Origin of the sequence: Streptomyces alanosinicus, assembly GCF_014650595.1 — a bacterium.
Classification (GTDB): Bacteria; Actinomycetota; Actinomycetes; order Streptomycetales; family Streptomycetaceae; genus Streptomyces; species Streptomyces alanosinicus.
In genome coordinates this window covers 114,729-138,730 of the sequence record NZ_BMVG01000005.1, presented here as the reverse complement: position 1 = coordinate 138,730, position 24,002 = coordinate 114,729, and the positions used below count along the sequence as shown (strand labels likewise).

The window sequence follows — 24,002 nt, the reverse complement described above, 5'->3', positions numbered from 1 at the left end:
GGACACCTCCTGCTTCGGTTTTCGAATCACTATGATGCTTCGAAACCCGAAGCGCAAGGAGTAGGCACGGAAGCATGGAAGCCAGAACGCCTCGGCCGGGTTCACCGGTACGAGGGTCCGATTCAGGGCGCCCGGTCATGGCTGCACTCGATCTGCTCGGGCGGCGCTGGACGCTGCACACCCCGTGGGAACCGAGCCAAGCCCCGGCAGGCTTCCGGGAGTTGCAGCGCCGTTGTGAACGCATGTCATCGAGCGCGCCCAGCACCCGGCTGGGCGAGCTGACCGGCGCCCGCGTGCTCACTCTGCACGGCGATGCCTGTCACCTCACCCAGCTTGGCGAGGACCTAGGTGCCGACGGAGGTTCCGAGCGCGCCGTCAACCCAGGCCGCGCGAGCGTCAGCCGGCAGAACCCCTCTCGGGCGTCCCGTCGCCCACAGTGTCAGGATGCGAGGTGCCGCCGGCGGGCCGCTCGCTGTTGCGGTGCGCCGGTTGCGAGTCGAGCATCGCCGCCCAGCGCTCCGACCACTGGACGAGGGGGCCGAGTGCGAGGCAGGCATCCCGCCCCAGTGGAGTGAGCTCGTACCGGCTGTCGGGTAGTTGGTGAACCACGAGGGCAGCCAGCAGTTCGGTCAGGCGCTGCCGCATCACGCTGGAGGACATGTCGTCGCACTGCTTCTGCAGGGGGCGGAACCCAAGGGGGCCCCCGCGCAGCTCCCAAAGGATGCGCAGGCTCCACCGCCGCCCGAACAGGTCGAGTGCGGCCATGAGGGGGCGACCGGTGGTCGAACCACGAACTGGCTTGCCGGGTTTTGGGGTTGGCATGGCGTGGAGTCCAGCCTCCAAGGTTGATGCTTCGGATTCCGAAACGCTACCATCGGCGATCGCTTCGGAAAACGAAACGAGGGGGGCCGTGGTGGCAACCACCCACCCGCGTCGCCCCGCACCGTGCGCTGCGGAATCCCACGATCACCGCCTGGGAGCACTACCTGCGCTGCAGCTGCGTCAGTGGTGGTGACCGCCAGGCTCAACGCCCGCTCGGAGATGGAGACCAGATGACCACGACACAGTTTCCCTCGGCTGCGGGACGAACCGCTGTCGCCGCGGGAGTTGGCCGACGCGGTGCTCGGCACCGGCGAGACCGCGCCGACGGAGCTGACCGACGCGGAACTGGCCGCGCTGGTGGAACTGCGCGATCAGCCACATCCGGCCCTCCCGGGCCGCCTAACAACTTACGGAGGCACGATGAGCCACGACGACGGGATCGACCCCGTGGTGGAGCGCACGTTCGCCGCGCAGCCACCCGCGCGCGGGCGCGGCTTCGCACAGAGTTGGTGGGCAGGCATGGCTGCGGGCCCTGGAGGACGCAGCCCTGGACGGAGCCGCGGTCACGGCGGGTCGCTGGCTCGCACGCGCGGGAGGCGCGGGAGCGGTGACCGTGCGGCCGGGCCGGGTCACCGCCGTCGTACGCGACCGTCGGGGCGCGGCTCACCGGGCCGACGTCCTCGTGTCGGAGCTGTCCGAGGAGGAGTGGGGACGCCTGCTGGACGTGGCCGTGGGGCAGGCCGGGTACCTGACCGCACTGCTCCACGGTGAGCTGCCGCCGCATCTGATCGAGGACGCCGCAGTCGGCGGCATCGAGCTTCTGCCGGGTCTGGGTGATCAGGAGCCCGAGTATGACTGCGGGCACATGGGACCACTGCGGGCACACCGCCGCGCTCTGTCACCAGGTGGCGCGACTGCTCGATGAAGAGATCCGTTTCTGCTCCTGCTGTTGCGCGGGCGCGGGAAGGACGCGTTCCTGGCGGAACTGCATGTGCGCGCCACGGCATCCCGCACGGCACCCTCTGCGCCCGCGGCCCTGGGCGTGGATGCGGCGGAGGCGTGGGCCACCGGCGACATCCTGCCTCCGCTGTCCCGACTGCCCGGAATCCCGCAGACCCCGAGCACGCCGCCGTCCCTCACGTCAGGGACGGCGTCGGCACCCGGGATCGATCCCGTGGCGCTGGAGCACCTGGCGGGGCGCACCGCCGTGCAGGCGTACCGGCTCCTCACAGAGATCCTGCGCTCGGACATGGAACAGTTCGACTCGGACACGGAACGGTTCGACTCGGACGCAGAAGGGCTCGGAACGGCCGCCGTTCCTCCACAGCGGCAACCGGTGGACCGTGCCCGGCGAAGGGATCCAGCTGCCCCTCGGCCGGGACGGCCGCTGGATCCCCGCGGGCGGACCCGAGGGTGATCCGGCGACGGCACTGGCCTCGGCGCGTCCTGGCGCGGATTCGGAGGCCCCGGAGCGCCTCTGACGCTCCACCGTCATGGAATGTCGCGACACCTGCTTCGGGACGATGGATCGCGCCGACGCCTTGGACGTACGAGCCGACTTGTCGACAGTGAGGCAAGACGACCGCGAGGCACGTGCGGCTCCCCGAGCGGCCATAGCGCTCCTGGGGCCGGGCGGCTCGGCCGGTGGACCCGAGGAGGGCCGGGAAGACGGCGCGTGCCGTCTCCGGCCCTCCTCCTGGTCAGCCCCGTGCTCCCAGCAGATGGTCCATCGCGAGCTGGTCGAGGCGCTCGAACGCCATGCCGCGCGCGGCTGCCGCCGCCACGTCGAAGTCCTCGAAGGCGGCGCGGTCGGCGAGCAAGGCCTGCAGACCGTCGGCGGCGGTCGGCTGGGCCAGCCGGTCGAGCCGCGAGACACGCAGCGCCTCCTGGACCTCCGGGTCGGCTCGGAACGCCGCCGCACGCTCCTTGAGGATGAGGTAGTTGCGCATACAGCCGGCCGCCGACGCCCATACCCCGTCGAGGTCCTCGGTCCGCGGCGGCTTGAAGTCGAAGTGGCGCGGTCCGTCGTAGCCGGCGCTCTCCAGCAGGTCGACCAGCCAGAACGCCGCTCGCAGGTCACCGGCGCCGAACCGCAGGTCCTGGTCGTACTTGATGCCGGACTGGCCGTTGAGGTCGATGTGGAACAGCTTGCCGGCCCACAACGCCTGCGCGATGCCGTGCGGGAAGTTGAGCCCCGCCATCTGCTCGTGGCCCACCTCGGGGTTGACGCCGTACAGCTCGGGGCGTTCCAGGCGCTCGATGAAGGCGAGCGCGTGGCCGACGGTGGGCAGCAGGATGTCGCCGCGCGGCTCGTTCGGCTTGGGCTCGATGGCGAAGCGGATGTCGTAACCCTGGGAGATGACGTACTCGCCGAGGAGGTCGAAGGCTTCCTTCATGCGGTCGAGGGCTGCTCGGACGTCCTTGGCGGCGCCGGACTCGGCGCCCTCACGGCCGCCCCAGGCGACGTACGTCTTCGCGCCCAGTTCGACCGCCAGGTCGATGTTGCGGATCGTCTTACGCAGCGCGTAGCGGCGCACGTCGCGGTCGTTGGCGGTGAACGCGCCGTCCTTGAAGACGGGGTGCGTGAACAGGTTCGTGGTCGCCATCGGGACGGTCATGCCGGTCGCGTCGAGGGCCTGACGGAACCGCTTGATGTGCGATTCGCGCTCGGTGTCCGAGGATCCGAAGGGGATCAGGTCGTCGTCGTGGAAGGTCACCCCGTAGGCGCCGAGCCCGGCGAGGCGCTGCACCGTCTCGGCCGGGTCGAGGGCGCGGCGGGTGGCGTCGCCGAACGGGTCCCTTCCCTGCCAGCCGACGGTCCACAGGCCGAAGGTGAACCTGTCCTCGGGGGTGGGCTGGTAGCTCATGCCACGGCTCCTTGCTACGCGTACGACTATTTCGTCATGGCCGTTTACAAATTAGTATGCGGACGCGTCCCTGGGAAGAGACAAGATGTCTTTGTCCCGGTGAGTCGCGGAACGTCGCGAAGTCGCGGGAAGTCGCGGAAAGAGGGAGAGCCCGATGTCAGCAGCCGAGGGTCCGCTCGTCGTCGGTGTGGACACGTCCACCCAGTCCACGAAGGCACTGGTCGTCGACGCGGCCACCGGCGAGGTGGTGGCGAGCGGCCAGGCGCCGCACTCTGTGTCCTCCGGCGCGGGCCGCGAGAGCGATCCGCGTCAGTGGTGGGACGCGCTGTGCGAGGCGCTGCGCCAGTGCGGTGACGCCGCGCACGAGGCGGCGGCGGTGTCGATCGGGGGCCAGCAGCACGGCCTGGTCACATTGGACGGGCGGGGCGAGCCGGTGCGTCCGGCACTGCTGTGGAACGACGTCCGCTCGGCGCCGCAGGCCCGCCGGCTGGTGGAGGAACTGGGCGGGCCGAAGGCCTGGGCGGATCGCACCGGCAGCGTGCCCGGCGCGTCGTTCACGGTCACGAAGTGGGCATGGCTGGCCGAGCACGAGCCGGAGTCGATCCGCGCGACGAAGGCGGTACGGCTGCCCCACGACTACCTCACCGAGCGGCTGACCGGGCAGGGCACCACCGACCGCGGCGACGCGTCCGGCACCGGCTGGTGGGCGTCCGGGACGGAGACGTACGACGCGGAGACCCTCGCGCACGTCGGTCTCGACCCGGCGCTGCTGCCCCGGGTGGTGCGTCCGGGAGAGGTGGCCGGCACCGTGCGCGACAGCCACGACCTGCCGTTCTCCAAGGGGACGCTGGTCGCCCCCGGCACCGGCGACAACGCCGCGGCGGCACTGGGCCTCGGCCTGCGGCCCGGCACTCCGGTGCTCAGTCTCGGCACGTCCGGCACGGTGTACGCCGTCTCCAGACGGCGCCCGACCGATCCGACCGGCACGGTGGCGGGGTTCGCCGACGCGCACGGGGACTGGCTGCCTCTGGCCTGCACCCTGAACTGCACGCTCGCCGTGGACCGGATCGCGGCGCTGCTGAGCCTTGACCGGGAGGCGGTGGAGCCCGGCGGCTCGGCGACGCTGCTGCCGTATCTGGACGGCGAGCGGACCCCGAACCTGCCGAACGCCTCCGGCCTGCTGCACGGCCTGCGCCACGACACGACCGCCGGGCATCTGCTGCAGGCCGCCTACGACGGCGCCGTGCACGCGCTGCTCGGCGCGCTCGACCTGGTCCTGGACGAGGACGCGGACCGCACCAGCCCGCTGCTGCTGATCGGCGGTGGCGCGCGCGGGACGGCCTGGCAGCAGACCGTGCGGCGGCTGTCGGGCCGGCCGGTCCAGGTCCCGCAGGCCAGGGAACTGGTCGCCCTCGGCGCCGCGGCACAGGCCGCCGGCCTGCTGACCGGCGAGGACCCGGCCTCGGTGGCCCGGCGCTGGCACACGGCCGCGGGCCCGGTGCTGGAGGCCGTGGAACGGGACCAGGAGACACTGGAGCGGATCACCGGGGTACTCTCCGACGCGGCCCCGCTGCTGGAGCGGGCGACGGGCAACACGCCGCGCGCATGACGCCGGGCGGCCGACACCGAGGATCGACTTCAGTCATGACCGCACCTCCGCACGAGGCCCGACCACCAGGCGCCGGGCGCGCCCTGCCGGACACCCAGCGGGGCATGCGCCGACGCAATCTGGCCCGTGTGCTGCACGCCGTCAGCGCGGAGGGTTCGCTGTCGCGGGCCGCGGTCGCCGCGCGCATCGGGCTGACGCGGGCGGCGGTGTCGACGCTGGTGGACGAGCTGATCCGGTGGGGCCTGCTGGAGGAGCTGGGCCCGGAGCGTCCGGGCCGGGTGGGCCGGCCCGGTTCGGCGCTCGCGGTGAGCGGCCGCGGCCCGGCCGGGATCGGGGCGGAGATCGGCGTCGACCACCTCGCGGTGTGCGCGGTCGACCTGCGCGGAGCGGTCCGCGCGCGGGCCGTGCGCCACACGGCGAACCGGGGCCGGGCGCCCGGACCGGTGGTCGGGGAGCTGACCGAGCTGGTGCGGCATGTCGTGGCGGAGGCGGAGCGGGAGGCGCTGCGGCCCGCGGGCCTCGCGGTCGCCGTACCCGGACTCGTGGCCCGCGACGGCCGCACCGTCGTACGCGCCCCGAACCTCGACTGGCACGACACCGATCTCGCCCCTCTGCTGCCCGCCGACTGGCCGCTGACCGTGGACAACGAGGCCAACTTCGGGGCGCTCGCGGAGTTGTGGCTCGGTGCCGGCACCCCGCGGGACTTTCTGCATGTGTCGGCCGAGATCGGCATCGGCGCGGCGGTCGTCGTGGACGGCGGACTGCTGCGCGGCACCCGCGGCTTCGCGGGCGAGCTGGGCCATGTGCCCGTACGGCCGGACGGTCCGCCCTGTCCGTGCGGCGGCCGGGGCTGCCTGGAGCAGTACGCGGGTGAGGAGGCGGTGCTGCGCGCGGCCGGGCTGGCGCCCCGCGAGGATCCGGTGGGCCTGCTCGCCGGGCGCGCCGAACAGGGTGACGCGAGCGTACGGGCAGCCCTGCGGGACGCCGGCACCGCGCTCGGCATCGCCCTGACCGGGGCGGCGAATCTCCTCGACCCCGAGACGGTGGTCCTCGGCGGTGCCCTGGCCGGCCTCTCCCCCTGGCTGCTGCCGTCCCTGGAGACGGAGCTGAGGGATCGTACGGCGGGCCCGCCCTGCCCCGTGACGGTGTCCGGGCTGGGCTCGGAGGGCCCCCTGCTGGGCGCGGCGCACTCGGTGATCCGGGGCGTACTGGACGACCCGGCGGCGGTGGTCCACGGCTGACGGCCCGGCCGGTCACGTTGACCGCGCTGCACGCGGCGGCGCGGCACGGCAGCGTGATGCATCCGCGGGAGGGTCTGACGCTGTGCCGGGCTGGGGACAAACGGCCCGGTGACCGCGGGTGTTCACCCGATCGGGTGGCCGCGTTTTCCACAAACGGGGGCTTCTCCACGGAACCGGTGCGTGCCCTTCTGCCCAACCCACCCGCGCCGTACCGTGATTCACGCGAGGGGGCACGGCCGACGATCCGTCAAAGCCGATTGACCTTGCACGGTTGACGGTATTTCACACACATCGGGTGGCAGTGCACTGACATGCATCGGGGGACGGACATGCACGAGCAGACCAACGGTGCGCTGCGGCGCGACGCCGTCGGATTGCGCGAGGTGCTGTTCCAGAGCGTCACGGCCATGGCGCCGGCCGCCGCGGTGGCCGCGTCGATCCCGGCCGGTGCCGCCTTCGCGGGCGGCAGTCTGCCGCTGGCGGTGCTGATCGCGCTGGTCGCCTGTCTGTTCACCGCGTCCTGTGTGGCCGAGCTGGCGCGCGAGCTGCCCGCGGCGGGATCGGTGGCCACGTACGCGGCGCGCGGTCTGCATCCCGCCGTCGGCTTTCTCGTCGGCTGGGGTTACGTCTTCGTGGAGATGCTGGTCCCGCCACTGCTGCTCCTGCAGCTGGGTTTCACGGCGGCGGGCACGCTGCACGAGGAGTGGTCCTCGTATCCGGCGGATCTGTGGTGGCCGTGGTCCCTGGCGGGCGCTGCTGTGATAGCCGTCGCCGGATATCTGGGCGTGCGCGCCTCGGCCCGCTTCGGCACCGTCCTCGGGGTCTTCGAGATCGTCGTCTTCCTGGTGTTCGCGGTGCTGCTCATCGGCGAGGCGGGCGACGCCAACACCCTGTCGGTGTTCGACACTTCCCACACCGCGCACGGGTACGCCGGGATCGGCGGTGTGTTCGCCGGATCCGTGTACACGGTGCTGGCCTTCGCGGGGTTCGAGGCGGCGGCATCGCTCGCCGAGGAGACCCGCGACCCCCGGCGGACGATGCGCCGCGCCGTCCTCGGGGCGGCCCTGGGCATCGGCCTGTTCTATGTGATCACGACCTATGCGATGACGGTCTACTTCGGACCGGACCGGTTCGCGAGGTTCGGCGCCTCGGGCGAGGCCTCCTGGGACGGCGTCGCCCGCGCCTCCTTCGGGTTCTTCTGGGTGCTGGTCTTCCTGGCGGTGATCAACTCCACGATCGCCAACGCCAACGCGTGCGCCACCGTCTCGACCCGAACGGCCTTCGCGCTGGCCCGCATCCGCGTCCTGCCCCGCCTGCTCGCCACCCTCCATCCGCGGCACCGCTCCCCCGTGGCCGGCCTCGCGCTCCAGACCGTCGTAGCGGTCGGGGCGGCCCTCGGCCTCGGTTTCGGCTACGACCCCGTGACCGCGTATCTGCTGCTCGCCACCGTGATCGTCACCGTCGTCGTCGGTGTCTACATCGTGGTGAACCTCGCCTGCGCCGGTTACTTCCTGCGGGCGGGCCGGGCCGGCCTCAAGCCGGTACGGCATCTGCTGTTCCCGCTGCTCGGCACGGCGGCCTTCATACCGGCCCTGCTGACGGCCGCCGGGCTTCCGGTGTTCGACTTCGTCACCGAACTGGCGGCTCCGGTGTCCTACGCCGGCCCGGTCGTCGGCGTCTGGATGGCGGCGGGCGTGGTGGTGCTCCTCGCGCTGATACGTCGTCACCCCGAGCGCATAGCGGAGACGGCGCGGGTGCACCTCGACGCGTACGAACCGACCGGCCACCGCCACGAAGGGACGGTGCCACGCTGACCCGCCCCCGCCCGCCCCGCCCCGTGTCCGGATTGCCGACCGCCCCACCGACACCACACCGCTGAGCCACCCGGTCGCAAGCCCGTCGACCGGGAGCGGCCACGGCCGCGCAAACCCCGTCCCACGACCGCCCGTCAGAAGGGACCACCTCGACGATGACCGACCCCCGTATCCTCACCGTGCGCCCGGAACCGGGCGACTACGCCTGGACGTTCGGTGGCGCGCCGCCCGTGGCGCGGATCGCGCCCGGCACGGTTCTCGACCTGTACACGGAGGACTGCTTCGCCGGGCGGGTGCGCTCCGAGAAGGACCTCGTCTCCGAGGTCTGCGAGTTCCCCTTCCTCAATCCGCAGACCGGCCCCTTCCACATCGAGGGCGCCGAGCCCGGCGACACCGTGGCCGTGCACTTCGTGTCGATCGAACCGGCCCGTGACTGGGCGGCGTCCACGACGGTCCCGCTCTTCGGCGCGCTCACCTCCACGCACACCACGGCCTCGCTGCAGCCCCCGCTGCCGGAGCGGGTCTGGATCTGGCAGCTGGACCGCGCGCGCCGCACCGCCCTGTTCCAGGCGCAGGACAGCGACATCGAGGTGGCCCTGCCCCTGGACCCCATGCACGGCACGGTGGGCGTGGCCCCCGCCGGTCTGGAGGTGCGCTCGGCCCTGGTGCCGGACGCGCACGGCGGGAACATGGACACGCCCGAGATGCGGGCCGGCGTCACCTGCTATCTGGGCGTCAATGTCGAGGGCGCACTGCTCAGCCTCGGCGACGGACATGCCCGGCAGGGCGAGGGCGAGACCTGCGGCGTGGCCGTGGAGTGCGCCATGAACACGGTGGTGGTCGTGGAGCTGATCAAGCAGGTCGCCACGCCATGGCCGCGGCTGGAGTCGGACACCCACATCATCTCGACCGGTTCGGCCCGCCCGCTGGAGGACGCGTTCCGGATATCGCAGCTCGACCTGGTGCAGTGGCTGGTACGGGACTACGGATTCAGTGCGCCGGACGCGTACCAATTCGCAACCCAGGCCGTCGAGTCACCGTTGGCCAACGTGTGCGACACGAACTACACGTGCGTGGCCAAGCTCCGCAAGGAATGGCTGCCGGCAAGCGAGACGTATCGCGGTGTGCACGCGCGGCTGCGGGAGACCTCACGAGCGCTGCGCGGCTGAAACCGGCCACGCCTCCGTGAGACACCTTCCCCCGTACGGCCCCTCATCCGGCCCTCAGACATCCGGCCCTCCGACTCCCCCTCTGGCTCCCGACACCCCTTACGACCCCTGAGGCACCACGGCTCCTGACACCCCCACACCCTGAGAGGCACCCGCGATGGACATGGACCCAGCCGGCCCGGCACGGCCGACGGAGTCGGCACGAGCGGCGCGCAAGGCACAGCCGCGGCTGAGCAGGAGACGGCTGTTGACGGGGGCGGTGCTCGCCGCCGTTCCCTACGCGCTGCTTCCCGACCCGCGCGCCGACGCGCGAGACGGCGCACGAGACGACGCGCCGCCCACGGCCGTCGACTACCCGCCCGCCGAGTGGCGGCCCGCGAGCACCTCCAACTACACCGCGGCCGAACGTCCCGGCAGCTACGCCATCGACCGCGTGATCATCCACGTCACGCAGGAGACGTACGCCAACACACTGGCGATTTTCGCCAACCCGGAGAAGAAGGTGTCCGCGCACTATCTGGTCCGGTCGGCGGACGGGCACATCGCCCAGGCCGTGCACGAGGCCGACATCGCCTGGCACGCGGGCAACCGGGACTACAACTACCGCAGCATCGGCATCGAGCACGAAGGGTGGGTGGACCAGCCGGCCTATTTCACCAATGCGCTGTACGAGCAGTCGGCGAAGCTCACGGCGGCGGTCTGCGACAAGTACGGCATCCCGAAGGACAGGGAGCACATCCTCGGCCACTACCAGGTGCCCGGCACCGACCACACCGATCCTGGCCCGAACTGGGACTGGGTCCGCTACCTGAGACTGGTCAACTTCGCCTAGCCGGAAGAGGATGACCGCAGCACCGACATCAGCGTCGCACCGTCCGGGGAGGCCGGGTTGACCGATCCGTGGGTGGCTCTGGAGCCAGGGGCCGACCCGGCCGAACGGGTCCGTGTGCTGCGCCGGGCGCACGAGACGTTCACCACGGTGGGGACGGTGCCGCGCCCGGTGCGGCCGGTGGTGGCGGAGTCGTGGCGGCGCAGCGCGCGGGCCGGTGTCGGGCCGGACGACGCCGCCGGCGTCGAGCTGACCGACGGCGACCTCGGCGCCTACCGGGCGGAGCATCCGCTGGCCCGGGTGATGCCGCTGTTCCGGGAGCTGATGGGCACGTTCGCCGCCGACGGCGAGCATCTGCTGGCGGTGTGCGACGTACACGGCAGGCTGCTGTGGGTCGAGGGACACCGGGCGACCCGGCGTCTGGCGGACGGGATGAACTTCGTGCCGGGGGCGCGCTGGTCGGAGAGCGCGGTCGGCACCAACGCGCCGGGGACCGCGGTCGCCGTGGACCGCGCGGTGCAGGTGTTCGCCACGGAACACTTCAGCCGGCGGGTCCAGCCGTGGACCTGCGCGGCGGCACCGGTGCACGATCCACGCAGCGGCCGGCTCCTGGGCGCCGTGGACATCACCGGCGGTGACGGGCTGGCGCATCCGCACAGCCTCGGTTTCGTGCAGGCGGTGGCGCGGGCCGCCGAGGCGCAGCTCGCGCTGCTCGCGCCGCCCGCGACCGCTCCGGACGCGCCGCTGCTCGGCGCGCTGGGCCGGGACGAGGCCGAGTTCGTCCTGGCCGGCCGCCGGGTCCGGCTCAGCCGGCGGCACAGCGAGATCCTCGTGCTGCTCGCCCGGCATCCCGAGGGGCTGACCGGGGACGAGCTGCTGTGCGCGCTGTACGCGGACGAGTCGGTGACCCCGGTGACCCTGCGCGCCGAACTGGCGCGGCTACGCCGGGTGTTGGGGCCGGGGGTGCTCGCCTCGCGGCCGTACCGGCTCACCGCGGCGGTCGAGTCGGACGTCATCGTGGTGGAGCGGCGGCTGCGAGCGGGGGCGGTCACGGCGGCGGCGCAGGCGTACACCGGTCCACTGCTTCCCGGTTCGCAGGCGCCGGCGATCATGCGGCTGCGGGAGCGGCTCGCCGACGGTCTGCGCATGGCGCTGATCGCGCACCGCGACCCGGACCTGCTGGCGGACTGGGCGCATGCGCCCTGGGGCGAGGACGACATCGCCGTGTGGCGGGCGCTCGCCGCGGTACGGCCCACGGCGCCGGTGCGGGCCCGGCTCACCGCGCTGGAGGCCGAGCTGACGGCGCCGGCCGGCCGGGCCCGGCGGACCCGCGGCGCAACGTACACGCAACGTCCGACCGCCTAGCCTCGCGCCCGACAGCTGCCCAACGGCGGGCAGCGCTGCACCGGGAGGCAGTCCAGCATGACTCGTTACGCGGCGCCTGGCACCGAGGGCGCGATCGTCTCCTACCAGGCGCGCTACGACCACTTCATCGGCGGCGCATACGTACCGCCGCTGCGCGGGCAGTACTTCGAGAATCCGTCGCCGGTCAACGGTCAGCCCTTCACCGAGATCGCGCGGGGCACCGCGGAGGACGTCGAGCGGGCGCTGGACGCGGCGCACGAGGCCGCGCCCGCGTGGGGTCGTACGTCGGCGGCGGAGCGCGGCGACATCCTGCTGAAGATCGCCGACCGGATGGCAGCCCACCTGGAGCCCCTGGCGGTGGCCGAGAGCTGGGAGAACGGCAAGCCGGTCCGGGAGACGCTGGCGGCCGACATCCCGCTGGCGATCGACCACTTCCGCTACTTCGCGGGGGCGATCCGGGCGCAGGAGGGGTCGCTGTCGGAGATCGACGACGACACGGTCGCGTACCACTTCCACGAGCCGCTCGGGGTCGTCGCGCAGATCATCCCGTGGAACTTCCCGATCCTGATGGCGGCGTGGAAGCTCGCGCCGGCGCTCGCCGCGGGCAACGCGGTCGTCCTCAAGCCCGCCGAACAGACGCCGGCCTCCATCCACTACTGGGCCGGTCTGATCGCGGACCTGCTGCCGCCGGGCGTGCTGAACATCGTCAACGGCTTCGGTGTGGAGGCGGGCAAGCCGCTGGCGTCGAGCCCGCGGGTCGCGAAGGTGGCGTTCACCGGCGAGACCACGACGGGGCGGCTGATCATGCAGTACGCCTCGGAGAACATCAAGCCCGTCACCCTGGAACTCGGCGGCAAGTCGCCGAACATCTTCTTCGACGACGTGTGGGCGCACGACGACGCGTTCCGGGACAAGGCGCTCGAGGGCTTCACCATGTTCGCGCTCAACCAGGGCGAGGTGTGCACCTGCCCCTCCCGGGCGCTGATCCAGCGCGGCCACTACGCGGACTTCCTGCAGGCGGCGGTCGAACGCACCCGGCGGATCAAGCCGGGGCACCCGCTCGACACCGACACGATGATCGGCGCCCAGGCCTCCAACGACCAGCTGGAGAAGATCCTCTCCTATCTGGACATCGGCAGGCAGGAGGGCGCGAAGGTTCTCACGGGCGGTGAACGCGTCGAGTACGACGGCGAGTTGAAGGGCGGGTACTACGTCCAGCCGACGATCTTCGAGGGCGACAACCGTATGCGGATCTTCCAGGAGGAGATCTTCGGCCCGGTGGTCTCCGTGGCCTCGTTCGACGACTTCGACGACGCCGTCAAAATCGCCAACGACACGCTCTACGGGCTCGGCGCGGGCGTCTGGACCCGGGACGCCACCACGGCCTACCGCGCGGGCCGCGCGATCCAGGCGGGCCGCGTGTGGACGAACTGCTACCACGCCTACCCGGCCCACGCGGCGTTCGGCGGCTACAAGCAGTCCGGGATCGGCCGTGAGACGCACAAGATGATGCTGGACCACTATCAGCAGACCAAGAATCTGCTGGTGTCGTACTCGCCGAAGAAGCTCGGCTTCTTCTAGAGGCCCAAGAAAAGGCGCCTGACCTGGGGCTTTTCTCGTCAGGCGCCTTTCGCTCGCCTCACTCAGAGCGAGGCCCGGTTTACGCCGTAACTCCCCGTTCCTCCCACCCGTGTCCCGCTCCTGACCAGCACTTCCGGACCAGTCACGGACCAAACCCCCAGTTACCCAGCAGGTGCCGCGTCCCGGGTGACGCGGTCCCACTCCTGCAGGGACTGCTCGATGAGGCGGTCGGCCTGCTCCCGGACTCCATCCAGGAACTTGGCGTAGTGGCGGAAGAGGACCTCGACGCTCTGGCCCGCGCGGCGAGCGCATTCGGCCGGGTCCACACCGGAGTACAGCCAGAACGAGATCCCGGCGTGCCGGAGATCGTAGGGGCGCTTGGCCGATCCGGGGGCGAGTTCGATGCGGGGCAGCACGTACTTCCGTGCCCGCGACCACGTTGTACCGTACGCAGCTGCGTCCACGTAGTTGCCGGCCTGGTTCCGGAACAGGCGGCCGTCAGGTGCCACGCCGAACCGTTCGATGTGTGCACGGAGGATCCGCACGAACTGGGGTGGGATGGGCACTGGCCGGGTGGCAGTAGCCGCACGGCGCTTGAGCGAGTGCACCTCGTGCACAGCGCCGTCGTCCGTCCATCCCTTGCCCGCGGTGACCACACCGCCCGACAGATTGAGCATCCCCCACCCGGTCTCCGGCAGGTGGCACTGTTCGAAGCGGAGGTGAATGACCTCTGCCGGCCGCATCGCCGCGTAGTACATGCAGCCGAAGAACGCCTCAAGGTGAGGGCCTCGCCCAGGCTGCTGAGCAACCGCCGCGAGCAGCCGGGCCACCTGGGCCGGGTTGGGAGCGGATGCCGGGTCCACCTCCTCGTTGACCGGCGGAGCGTTCCACCTGAGTCCGTTGAGCGGGTTCTCCGTGAAGAATCCTCTCTCCACTGCGGTGTTGAGCACCTCGTTGAACGCGGCCCTCTTGCACCGTGCCGTCTTGGCCGCAGCTGCCTTGCCATCCAGCTTGCGACACAGTGCGTCCAGTGCCCGTCGCAGCACATCGGCTTCCGCAAGAGCGCTGACCGGCAGGGAGTTCCGCTTCATCCGGTCGAGAGCCTTCCGCCACTCCTCCGTCGGCTCTTGGGACCAGGCGTTCTTGTTGAATGCCCACGAGTACAAGGCCCGCCTCAGCACCCGCGACTCGGGACAGGCTGTGCCAGGGTGCACCAGGGCGGGCGTGATGGTGGTGAATGCGTCGGCCAAGGTGCGGCGGGTGTTTCCCGGTGTGCGATCCCATCGCTGGTCAAGGTATTCACGCGCCGCAGTCATCAGCTTCGAGCGCCTGCTGTCGGCGAGGCCAAGGGCCATGAATGACTCGTATGTCCCCGAAGCGGAGGTTGTAGCTCATCGCCAAGTACCGGAATCCCTCTCGCACATATCCCACCAGGCATCAAGATCAGCGCGACGACAGCGCAGCTCGCCATTGGGCAACTTGACCATGCGGGGTGCTTCCCCGCGCGCAAGCATTCGATGGAACGCGGACGGACCAATACGGATCTCCGGCGAGCCGGCCGTCCCGGGCGGTGTTCTTGGAGACTCAGGGAGTCCCGCAACCGACGTGTGGCCTCATCAGGCGCCTGTACACGAGCACCGGCGCCCTTTGATCGCGAAGTGGAACAGGGCGCCGTAGTCACCGGCGATGAGACACCTTCACGTGCTTCGGCCTTGGCCGCCCATCGTGATGTGGGCCGCAGTCGTACAGCGCCTCCGCGTGGTCACCGGAGCCGTAGGCCTCCGGGGGCACGACCGTGCAGTGGCCGACGGTCCAGCGCATGATCACGGCAGTGGGCGTGCCCGCGTGGCCCAGGCTCCTGGTCGCCTGGGCGCGCTTCAGGATGACGTAGCGCAGCCGGCCGGTGTCGATCAGCTCACGGAAGCGACCGGGCGTCGGATGCGGGGCCCGGCCGGTGAAGCCGCCCATGGGCAGCACGTGCGCGTTGGCGGAGATGATGTAGGGCGCGGCCTCCCACCAGCCGGGTACGGCGGCCAGGTACTCGGCGCCGCCTTGGTGCGCGGTCAGGTAGGCCAGCAGGCGTTCCCGGGTCGGGCCGAGTTTCGCGAGCGGGTTGCCCACCCGGTGGTTGGTGGGGCCCACACGGGCCAGCGAGCCGGGCTGGTTGTAGCGCAGGGACAGCGCCGACGCCGACCAGGCGGCCGGGATGAACAGGACCGCGGCGAGGCCGGCGGCCAGGCCGGCCGTGACGAGGCGCGGCCGTCGGCGGATGCAGGACAGCACCAGGGCGACCAGGCCGAGGGCGGCGGCGGTGGGGACGAACCAGGGGAAGAAGTGCGGGTACCACAGCGTCAGGGTCACGCACCAGGCGAGGTTCACGGCGATCACGCCGGGCAGCACCCAGGCTCGTCGGCCGCCTCTGCTCCACGCCCGCCAGGCCCGCACGGCGCCGGCGCCGCCCATCGCGGCCAGCGCCACGGCGACGACACCCATGTAGTAGGTGTGTCCGGTCACGCTGCCGAAGCTGAACACCAGGAAGAACGTGGCCAGCCATGATGCCCACAGCACATAGCCGGCCAGCACCCGGTCCGTGCGCGCCGCACGCCGCCGCCACAGCGCCCATGCGCCGCCCGCGACCCCGAGCACGGCGAGCGGGTACAGCCATCCGGTCTGTGTGGCTATCCCAGGGCTGAACATCTTCCAGACGCTGTCGCCCATGCCGGGCCCGGTGCCGGCCGTCCGCAGGCTCTCGTTGGGGGCGACGCTGCCGGCGGCGGCCGCGTCGAGGCCGTGGAAGCGGGTCAGGAAGTTGTAGCCGACGACCAGACCGTACGCCGAGTTGTCCGTGGTGCCGTCGAGGTAGGGGCGGTCAGACGCCGGGGTCAGCGTGGCCACCACCATCCACGACACCGACACGGCGAACGCCACCGCGCCGGCCAGCGCGACGTGCGCGAGCCGACGGCGCAGGGCCGTGGGCGCGGCGACGAGGTAGGTGACGGCGAGCGCGGGCAGCACCGCCCAGGCCTCCAGCATCTTGCACTGGAAGGCCAGGCCCACCCACACTCCCGCGAGCAGCAGCCAGTGTCCCCGGCCTCGCTCGGTCGCCCGCTGGGTGGCCACGGCGGCCAGAAGCAGCAACAAGGTGAACGGCGAGTCCTCCGTGACGGACCGCCCAAGGCCGACGAACACGGGAGTGAGGGTCAAAAAGCCCGCTGCCAGCAGACCGGCCGGCACGCCCGCCCAGCGGCGTACCAGACCATGGAGCAGGACCACGCAGGCCATGCCCTCGACAGCCTGCGGCAGCACCAGCGCCCATGGGTGGAAGCCGAAGACCAGCGCGGACAGGGCCTGCGGCCACAGGTAGCCGGGCAGCTTGTCGATGGTGATCGTGTTGCCCGGGTCGAAGGATCCGAAGAGGAAGGCGACCGGATTGTCGGTCATGCTGCGCACGCCGGCCGCGTAAAACCCGTGGAACGAGCTGTCGTCCAGGCCCCACAGAGTGAGCACGGCGGCGACCGCCACGATGCCCAGCAGCACCGGGAGTTCGTACGTCGGCCGCGGCGTACCCGTGCGGGGTGCGGGCGGCGCCGACCCGCCGCCGCGAGGACGGGGCAGCACGCCGGATATGGCGCACGCCGGCGCGGGCTCGGTGCCGCGCTCTCGGGTCGGCTCCCTGTGGGGGGTGAGCATGAACGGCCTTTCAGGACTCCCGAAAACTCAATCCGGACGCAGTGGGCAATCCGGATCTCGGGGAGTATCCGTCGGTCGACATGCACGGAATCTGAACGGAGGCTTAACCGCGCATAGGTCTCACCGCTCTCTCACTCGAATGGGAAGTAGTGGGAAATACAGGTAAGAGGCGGATCCGAGTGTCGGCGTCCGGGTCGCTCCGTGTCAGCCGTCCATCGGATTGCGGTGCACGACGGTGGTCGGCGCGCAGCCAGGCCCGGGTGACGGCTTGCCCATTACAGGATTCGGGGCGTCGGCCGCCTGTTGTCCGTCATGAGTCCGCTCCGGACAGCGTTCGTACCCACCACGACAGCGCCGCACTCACGGTGTGCGGCTGCCGAATATTTCGTCCGACCAGGTCAGGTGGCGTGCCGGTACTCGTGGATCACTCCGGCGAGCCGGTCCCGGCAGCGTATGTCCAGACAAGAGACGCGCCCCGGATCAGTCGGCGCTCGTTCCGGATGTGCGTGCGGTCGAGAAGTTTGTGGCGGCAGGTCTGGACCCAGCGCTCCATGATTGAGTTCTGCGCGGCATCCGGATGCCGGTGAGCACGGTCTGGGCGCCGGCGGCTGCCAGGATCCGGTCGAAGAGCGCAGTGAACTTCGAATCCCGGTCCCGGATGAGGTAAGTGACGGTGACGAAGGTGCCTTCGAGGTCCACACTGCGCACCGGACGGCATCGAGGTGTACGACATGGGATGGGTCAGGTGCGGCTCAAGATGTCGGGCTGTCCGGCACAGGAGCGTGAACGACCTTGTCAGGTAGTGATGCCGACCAAGGCACTGCGGCTATCAGCCACCTGTCGCTCTGTGCGCATCGGGCATTCCCGGCGGATGCACTTCCGAGAGCTGCAACTCGCACGCCGTTTCCTTGAGGCTGCAGGTGAACGCCTCGGACGGTCATGCACGGCGGCACGTGAACCGACATCTCCAGGGGCTTTCCTGTACTGGGGGCACGCAGCGTGCGCCAGGTCATGCCGGTGAGGTTGCGTGCGTCTGTGTTCGACAGGAGGGCCGGTTTCTGGGCAGCGGCAGGGTTGACCGGCAGCGTGTGCACGGTGGGTCCTCCGCCCGGAGATGAAGGTTTCCCTGCCGTTGCCGTGGTCTTGCCGCACCCGCCGATGGAAAGCAGAAGCAGCGCTGTGACGATGCACGAGCCTGCTGATTGGATCCTCACTGTTCCGCCCTTCTGCGTCGGCGTTATCAGAGCACGGGTTTGACGTGATCGCGTTTCTCCCGGTTCCGCGTCCCAGGGCTGATACTCCACCCGCCCCGGGGCGCGGAGGCATGCTCAGTGTGTGGGCTCCGGGTAGCCGCCCATCGTGATGTCCACGAAGCCCATGTCGGAGAAGTCCAGCTCCAGGCCGTTGGTGGAGCCGGCGCTGATCACGCCCTGGGGATGCACCGACTCGCACGCTGTCCGTCACAGGTTCGGAATACCACACCGTGAGATTCTTCCCAGCTCGTGCGGCGAATTCGGCCGAGCCAGCCGTTGGCTCGGCCATGCCTCTTGCCGCGTCTGTTCCCGGAATGGTCAACACGTGCGCCGTGTGTGTCTTCTCATCCTGATAAGAGCCTCCGAACGACTGCGGATGGCTGCGTACGAAGGAATGGATCCCCGATATCGTGGAGTCGCTGACCACGAGGCCATTCAGTCAGGGCTTCGGCAAAGTGTCGTGATGTCCACTTCGCGATCATGTGAGGCCGAGTAGGGCGAGTGGTCGGTGGGCGTCACGGGCGTTGTGCCGCAGCGCGGAGGCCAGGTTCGTCTCGCCGGCCAGGCGGAGGGCGCCGATGGCGAGATTGCGCCAGGTGGCCATGGCGCGAGGCGCCGTACCAGTTCGCAGCTGGGAAGCATCCTCTGCGAACGTCACATCCCTGACATGGTGCAGGGCCTCGACCTTCCAATGGTCGCGGATCAAGCTCGCGAGCTCGGCGGGTGTGGCTCGCTCGGCGTTCAGGCTCGTGACCGCGTAGACGGTCTTGATGCTGATCCTGCCGGTCTTGTGGTCCACGCGGCGGCGCTTGAGCCGGACGGCCTGGCGGGCCCCGGGGAAGCGCAGGTTGTTCACCGTGCACACCTTGATCCGACGGATCTCGCTCCGGCCGTGCCCGGCGTCGCTGCTGCGTGACTGCAGCGGAATCTGCTTCCACGGAAGGGACTTGAGCTGCTTGCGGAGCTTCTTCTGGTTCCCTTTGACGATCACGATGTAGTGCGCGTCCCGGCCGAGCAGGTAGTCGGCGTGCTCGCTCTGGGTGTGCATCGCGTCGCTGGTCACGACCACGCCCGCCAGATCAGCGATGCTCTGAAGCAGCGGCTGGAAGCAGGTGATCTCGTTGGTCTTCTCGCCCACGTCGAGCTGGGCCAGGACCAGGCCGCGGACGTGATCGCAGGCGGCAAGCAGGTGAATCTTCCGGCCCTTGGCCCTGGCCACTCCTCGCAGGCTCTTGCCGTCTACCGCCACTGCGCGCAGCCGACCGTCGGTGCTGGCGCGCCTGTCGGCCAGCCAGAGGCCCACCGCCTGGTCCAACGCGTCGCCGTCGATGCAGCCCAGCAGCCGCCGTACTGTCGTTTCCGCGGGCAGGCACCGCTTCGGGCACAGCGGATCGGGCCGCATGCCAAGGCGTTCCAGGACAGTGGACGGGGCGTCAGCTATCCACTCGCCGACTGCCAGCAGGGAGGTTGCTCCGGCCAGAACCGCGCACGCGGTCAGCGCGAGTACGACAACCAGAGCGTGTCGCACGCCGCGGGGATCTCGTGGGTCGGGTACCTCGCCCAACCGCTCCAGCAGGCCCGGGATGTCCTCGGGCACGGCCGCCGGATGACGGCGGAGTTGGTCAAAGGCAGACGGGATCGGCGATGATGCGTCGACAGGCACGGTCTTCCACTCGGATCACAGGGCGTCGAGAACTCCATGATCTTGGAAGCCCGTGCCTGTCACGCTCCCGGAACCAGTCGAACTGACCGACCATCACGATCCTGACGTCAAGCGACTACGCCAAAGCCCTGGTGCTGTGACAGGTCTTCTCCTGTGGCGCAATTCTTTCCGCGAGTGGGCTTACGCGGCTCGCGTCCCGGAACAGCGACACGCTGGTCTCTGCTGCCAAGGCGGACAGACGAGACGGCCATGCCGAGTGGGACCGTGCTCGTCACCGGGATATCCGAACTGGTCACCAACGATCCGACGTACGGCACGGGGCTGACGGCCACCATTGCGAGGGCGGCGCTGGTGACGGAGGGGGCACGTCGTCTGTCGGACCGGCAAACGAGGCTCCGGACGCGGGCCGGTGCGTGGACGTGGAAGGACGAGCGGTCCTCTCAGGCTTCGTGGACAGCGACTCGCACCTGGTCCTCGACGGCGACCGCGTCGAGGAGTTCACGGCGCGGATGAGCGGGGGCTCGTATGCGGCGTCGGGCATTCTCACCACGATGGCCGTGGTCCGACTCGCCTGGCTCGATGCCCTCTCGAGCCCTGGCTGACCAGCGGGGTCCCGTCCCTACGACAGCACACTCCGGAGCCGTGGAACCCGGCGCGGCAGCCGGGCCATCAGTCTGCCCACAAGCAGAAGTCTCCGCTCCGAACGAGTAGAAAGGGTCCGTCAGCTTGCTGACGGACCCTTATGCAAGATCGAGGCTAAGGAGGCAAGGGCTCCGCCCGCCGCTCGTGGCTGCCGGGTGCGGTCAGAGGCCCCTCGCCGGGCTCCCAGGCATAAGGCCGGTTGGCCTGCCCTGCGACCTTCTCGAAGGTCGCGAGTGCTTCGGCGCTCATCTCGCTCTTCCAGCGCAGGTCGAGCCTGATACCGCCCGGGTGGTCCGCGTACCATGCGCGGCTGCGGGGGCTGACCGACCAGGCCGGAGCGACCCTGCGGTGCTGCGCCGCGTTCAGGGGCCGCCGGAGCAGGGACTGTGTCCCGTCGTTGCCGCTGAGGGGGTGATGTTCGCTGCTCCAGGGGTCGAGCATGCCGGCCCGGAAGCCGATGCCGAGGACGCTGCACAGTCGGCGCACGACCGTGTCCGGGTCTGTGGCAAGCTCCTCGTAGCGCACTCGGCACACCCGCCCTCCCTCCCACCGCGAGGCGAGCTCCTCGGTGGCACGCATCTGCATCTTCCAGTCGGCGACGTGACGGCGCAGGGTTACCTCGGGGTACTTGCGGGCACGGGAGTTGACCACTGCACGGCCGTCTCTGCTCAGCACGATCAGATGGACCGGGACCACGCCGCGCAGTGCGCCGGACTGCTGCTCGATCCACGGAACGGGCTTGGCGGAGTCGACCACGACCGGCCGTCCAGTGTGCTGCGACAGCGTCTCGTACAGCTCTCGGCCGTCGGCCACCCGCAGCGCGCCCCATACCGGGCAGTCGGGGCCGCAGAGTCTGCACATGCGGGCCCTCTGCGGTGCCTGCGGATTATCCAGGTAGATACTCTTCTGGGCCTCGCCGGCGTAGAAGACCGCGGGATGGGTACCGAGGATCAGCCCGAGCAGGGTCGATCCGGAGTGCCCCGCGCCGCCGATGAAGACAACGGTGGTGTTCGCACGACTGACCTGGTCCATTGCCGGCGTCCTCAATCCGGTGCCGAGAGGCTGCTGGGCTGGTGGGGGTAGTGGACTGCATCGAGGAAGGAGGCCAGTTCCGCCCAGCCCTCGCCGCCGCCGACGTCAAGCACCAGCAGGTCCTGGGGTCGGCGGGCGAAGTGTGCGCGGACCCGGGCCACCTGCTCGTCGTACGCCCGGGACAGGCCCTCGGGGCCGGTGTCAGTGCTGCTTAGGACCGCGTCCTGCAGCAGGTCCGTGACCTCCCGGTGGACCGCGTGTTCGCGCGGCGGTGCGTCGGGGGGGCAGCCGGGCGTGCCGCGGCGGCGTAATGTGCTCAGCCACGTCTCCTTGGCCCGCACGGTGAGGATGAACCGGGCACCCGGATGGCCTGCGTCGAGCTGGGCGAGGAACACAAGAGGGAGGACGCCCGCCAGCCCGTCGTAGTGCCGCAGCAGCGGAAAGCTCGCGTCACCGCGCCTGACCGCGGCCAGAGTGCCGTGGTCGAACGGATGGTGCGGTAGGTCGAAGCCCAGCTCGTGCAGGGCGTCGACGACGCTGCGGATGCCGGTTCCGGGGAATCCGAGGACGAAGACCTTCGGCCGCGGCCGGGGCCGGGCGAGTGCGGGGTCCGCCGCGATCGCCCGCTGCACCTGCTCCATCGTCAGGTCCGGGCGTACGGGCAGGCCCATCGTGGCGGTCTCCCGCTGCGCTGTCCGAGGAAGGGCGTGTACATACGCCTCGTACTGCCTGGGCGTGGCCCCCAGCGCCAGTGACCGTCTACTGTGGTGGACCGCTGCCCGGGCTACGGTGAAGTCGCTGCTGCCGTCCCAGCGTTGCATGGCCGACTCCAGCCGCAGGCGTGACAGCTCGCCGCGGCTGCGCAGTTCACGCAGAGCATACTTGGCGAAAATGTCGGCGAAGTACTGGAAGTGGTCATGGAGGATGTAGAAGCCCTTGAGCTGCACATCCAGCTGGAGCCCCCGCCGCGCTTCGTTTCTGCAGTACGCCTCGGGCCGTACAACGGCCGCATGGCTGGTGCCGTACGGCATCCGGACGCGGCGCATGCGCCGCACCAGGTCCGTCCGCGTGATGTGGACCCCGCAGTGGATGCGGCCGCGGAACCGGTCTTGCACATAGGTGTCGACGTAGGCGAGCCCGTTGGCGTCGAGAAAGGGCCGCAGGTCCTCCAGGATGAGGCAGTCGGCGTCAACGTACACGACATGCGAGGCGCCGTCGTGATCGATCGCGAGCATGCGTTCCAGTGCCCGCGGGAAGGGTCTGACGTTCTCCACGACGTGCACCCGGCGGGGCCGGATGTGCCTGATGGCCAAGGACAGAGCGAGATCGCTGGTGCGCTCTCCCACCGTGCGGAAGACCAGGTCCACCACGCGCCCGCTGTCCGCCGAGAAGTCGCGGTCCAGGGTACGAACGCCGCCGGAGCCGGTCGCGGTCATTGGGGATCCCCTACCGGGGCCGGTCGGCGGCCCTGGTGGGGGAACGGCTCGTCGGGTATCGGCAGACCGAGGAAGGGAGCCAGCCGCTCATACCCTTCCCCCGCGGCGATATCGAGAACCAGCAGGTCCTCCTCGCGATCCGCGAAGTAGCGCCGCACGCTGTCGACATGTCGCCGGTAGACGCGGCGGAACCGGTCCTCGTCGAATTCGAGGCACGCATAGACGGCCGCGCGCAAGAACCGCTGGAGTTCCGGGTATTCCTGCCCTTTCCCGCGTTTGCTCTCCACGGGCCGGGCCCAATGGAACTGGCACGACCGCAGCCAGCTCTCCTCGTCGCGGACGGTGAGGATGTACTTGCTGCCGGCCCAGGCCTGGTCGAGCTCTTCGTAGTACGGCACGCAGGTGATGTCGGCGATCCCGTCGCAGTGGTCGAGGACCGGGAAACGCGCATCGCCGCGCATCAGCGTGTCCCATGTGCCACGATCGGCGGGATAGTGCCTCACATCCAGCCCGAGGGTACGCAGCGCGCGGGTGAGCGAGCGGGTTCCGGTGCGCGAGAGTCCGAGGCCGAACACCTTTCGGCTGCTGGCTGGCGCCTTTCCGGAAGCGAACTGCGCGTGATCACCAGGCACGGACCACCGACCTCCTCGGTGTTTCGGCTCGACAGGCGCGCCCTCCTGACGCCAGGATGGCCACAGCGCATCGTACACGGCCGATGGCTCTACGTGACCCCGGCCGCCCCGGCTCTCCCGAGCTTCTCCGCGGTTGGCGCAAACGTCGCGGCCGGTCCAGCGCCCGCGTTTTTGCGGCGGCTGGTGCACTTGACTTATGCGCGCCGTAGTCAGCGTCGGTGTTCTTGGCGGCGCCGAGTGCTGCCCAGGTCGCGTTGTCCAGCGGGGGGACTGATGTGCCGGGGAACTGGACGCTCTGGTGGTGGGGGCCGATGCCGCTGTCGGTGAGCAGGCGCAGCTCGGTGACAGTCGCTGCAT

Annotated in this window: 18 protein-coding genes and 1 pseudogene; 9 read left to right on the top strand and 10 right to left on the bottom strand. The window is 70.4% G+C overall.

The window, feature by feature from the left end:
* Positions 1–396: 396 nt before the first annotated feature.
* The gene (locus IE277_RS13685) at positions 397–822 is read right to left on the bottom strand and encodes a winged helix-turn-helix transcriptional regulator (RefSeq protein ID WP_229881373.1); all 426 of its coding nucleotides are present in this window, start codon (positions 820–822) and stop codon (positions 397–399) included.
* Positions 823–1,242: 420 nt separating this feature from the next.
* Between IE277_RS13685 and IE277_RS13680 the strand changes: the two are divergent.
* Positions 1,243–2,303: pseudogene (locus IE277_RS13680) on the top strand (SWIM zinc finger family protein).
* A 219-nt stretch (positions 2,304–2,522) separates the two neighbouring features.
* On the opposite strand, the gene xylA reads toward IE277_RS13680, so the two are convergent.
* Positions 2,523–3,689, bottom strand: coding sequence for a xylose isomerase (xylA, locus tag IE277_RS13675; protein WP_189952058.1), 1,167 nt, complete (start codon positions 3,687–3,689; stop codon positions 2,523–2,525).
* A 154-nt stretch (positions 3,690–3,843) separates the two neighbouring features.
* On the opposite strand from xylA, the gene xylB reads away from it, so the two are divergent.
* The 7 genes from xylB (at position 3,844) to adh (ending at position 13,297) form a co-directional block, all read left to right on the top strand.
* Positions 3,844–5,298, top strand: a complete 1,455-nt coding sequence (xylB, locus tag IE277_RS13670) for a xylulokinase (RefSeq protein WP_189952057.1) — start codon at positions 3,844–3,846, stop codon at positions 5,296–5,298.
* A 35-nt stretch (positions 5,299–5,333) separates the two neighbouring features.
* Complete coding sequence (locus tag IE277_RS13665) at positions 5,334–6,539, top strand: ROK family transcriptional regulator (protein ID WP_189952056.1); 1,206 nt, start codon at positions 5,334–5,336, stop codon at positions 6,537–6,539.
* 329 nt (positions 6,540–6,868) lie between these two features.
* Positions 6,869–8,353, top strand: coding sequence for an APC family permease (locus IE277_RS13660; protein ID WP_189952055.1), 1,485 nt, complete (start codon positions 6,869–6,871; stop codon positions 8,351–8,353).
* Between the two features lie 155 nt (positions 8,354–8,508).
* Positions 8,509–9,522, top strand: coding sequence for an acetamidase/formamidase family protein (locus IE277_RS13655; RefSeq protein WP_189952053.1), 1,014 nt, complete (start codon positions 8,509–8,511; stop codon positions 9,520–9,522).
* 163 nt (positions 9,523–9,685) lie between these two features.
* Complete coding sequence (locus IE277_RS13650) at positions 9,686–10,354, top strand: N-acetylmuramoyl-L-alanine amidase (protein WP_189952541.1); 669 nt, start codon at positions 9,686–9,688, stop codon at positions 10,352–10,354.
* Between the two features lie 57 nt (positions 10,355–10,411).
* On the top strand, positions 10,412–11,716 hold the full coding sequence (locus IE277_RS13645; protein ID WP_189952051.1) for a helix-turn-helix domain-containing protein: 1,305 nt from the start codon (positions 10,412–10,414) through the stop codon (positions 11,714–11,716).
* A 57-nt stretch (positions 11,717–11,773) separates the two neighbouring features.
* Entirely contained in the window at positions 11,774–13,297 is a 1,524-nt protein-coding gene (gene adh, locus IE277_RS13640; RefSeq protein ID WP_189952049.1) for an aldehyde dehydrogenase, read from the top strand.
* A gap of 161 nt (positions 13,298–13,458) precedes the next feature.
* Here the strand turns inward: adh and IE277_RS13635 are convergent, their stop codons facing one another.
* The 5 genes from IE277_RS13635 to IE277_RS13620 form a co-directional block, all read right to left on the bottom strand.
* Positions 13,459–14,547, bottom strand: coding sequence for a tyrosine-type recombinase/integrase (locus tag IE277_RS13635; protein WP_229881360.1), 1,089 nt, complete (start codon positions 14,545–14,547; stop codon positions 13,459–13,461).
* 141 nt (positions 14,548–14,688) lie between these two features.
* Positions 14,689–14,841: a DNA-binding protein gene (locus IE277_RS47095; RefSeq protein WP_229881518.1), complete on the bottom strand. Its 153-nt coding sequence runs from the start codon at positions 14,839–14,841 to the stop codon at positions 14,689–14,691.
* Between the two features lie 133 nt (positions 14,842–14,974).
* Positions 14,975–16,987, bottom strand: coding sequence for a glycosyltransferase family 39 protein (locus IE277_RS13630; RefSeq protein ID WP_189952047.1), 2,013 nt, complete (start codon positions 16,985–16,987; stop codon positions 14,975–14,977).
* Positions 16,988–17,467: 480 nt separating this feature from the next.
* Positions 17,468–17,686 (bottom strand): hypothetical protein, encoded by a 219-nt coding sequence (locus IE277_RS13625; protein ID WP_189952045.1) that lies wholly within the window; start codon positions 17,684–17,686, stop codon positions 17,468–17,470.
* Positions 17,687–18,718: 1,032 nt separating this feature from the next.
* The gene (locus tag IE277_RS13620; RefSeq protein ID WP_229881358.1) at positions 18,719–19,837 is read right to left on the bottom strand and encodes an ISAs1 family transposase; all 1,119 of its coding nucleotides are present in this window, start codon (positions 19,835–19,837) and stop codon (positions 18,719–18,721) included.
* A 515-nt stretch (positions 19,838–20,352) separates the two neighbouring features.
* On the opposite strand from IE277_RS13620, the gene IE277_RS13615 reads away from it, so the two are divergent.
* Positions 20,353–20,505, top strand: coding sequence for a hypothetical protein (locus tag IE277_RS13615; protein WP_189952041.1), 153 nt, complete (start codon positions 20,353–20,355; stop codon positions 20,503–20,505).
* Positions 20,506–20,659: 154 nt separating this feature from the next.
* Here the strand turns inward: IE277_RS13615 and IE277_RS13610 are convergent, their stop codons facing one another.
* Genes IE277_RS13610 through IE277_RS13600 form a run of 3 tightly spaced genes read right to left on the bottom strand, consistent with a single transcriptional unit; the run spans position 20,660 to position 23,645 of the window.
* Complete coding sequence (locus IE277_RS13610; protein WP_189952040.1) at positions 20,660–21,577, bottom strand: sulfotransferase family protein; 918 nt, start codon at positions 21,575–21,577, stop codon at positions 20,660–20,662.
* A gap of 11 nt (positions 21,578–21,588) precedes the next feature.
* Positions 21,589–23,013 carry a sulfotransferase gene (locus IE277_RS13605; protein ID WP_189952038.1) on the bottom strand — a complete coding sequence of 475 codons (1,425 nt, stop codon included), beginning with the start codon at positions 23,011–23,013 and terminating at the stop codon, positions 21,589–21,591.
* Positions 23,010–23,645, bottom strand: a complete 636-nt coding sequence (locus tag IE277_RS13600) for a sulfotransferase family protein (protein ID WP_189952036.1) — start codon at positions 23,643–23,645, stop codon at positions 23,010–23,012. The genes IE277_RS13605 and IE277_RS13600 overlap by 4 nt, the downstream gene beginning before the upstream one ends.
* Between the last annotated feature and the right edge of the window lie 357 nt (positions 23,646–24,002).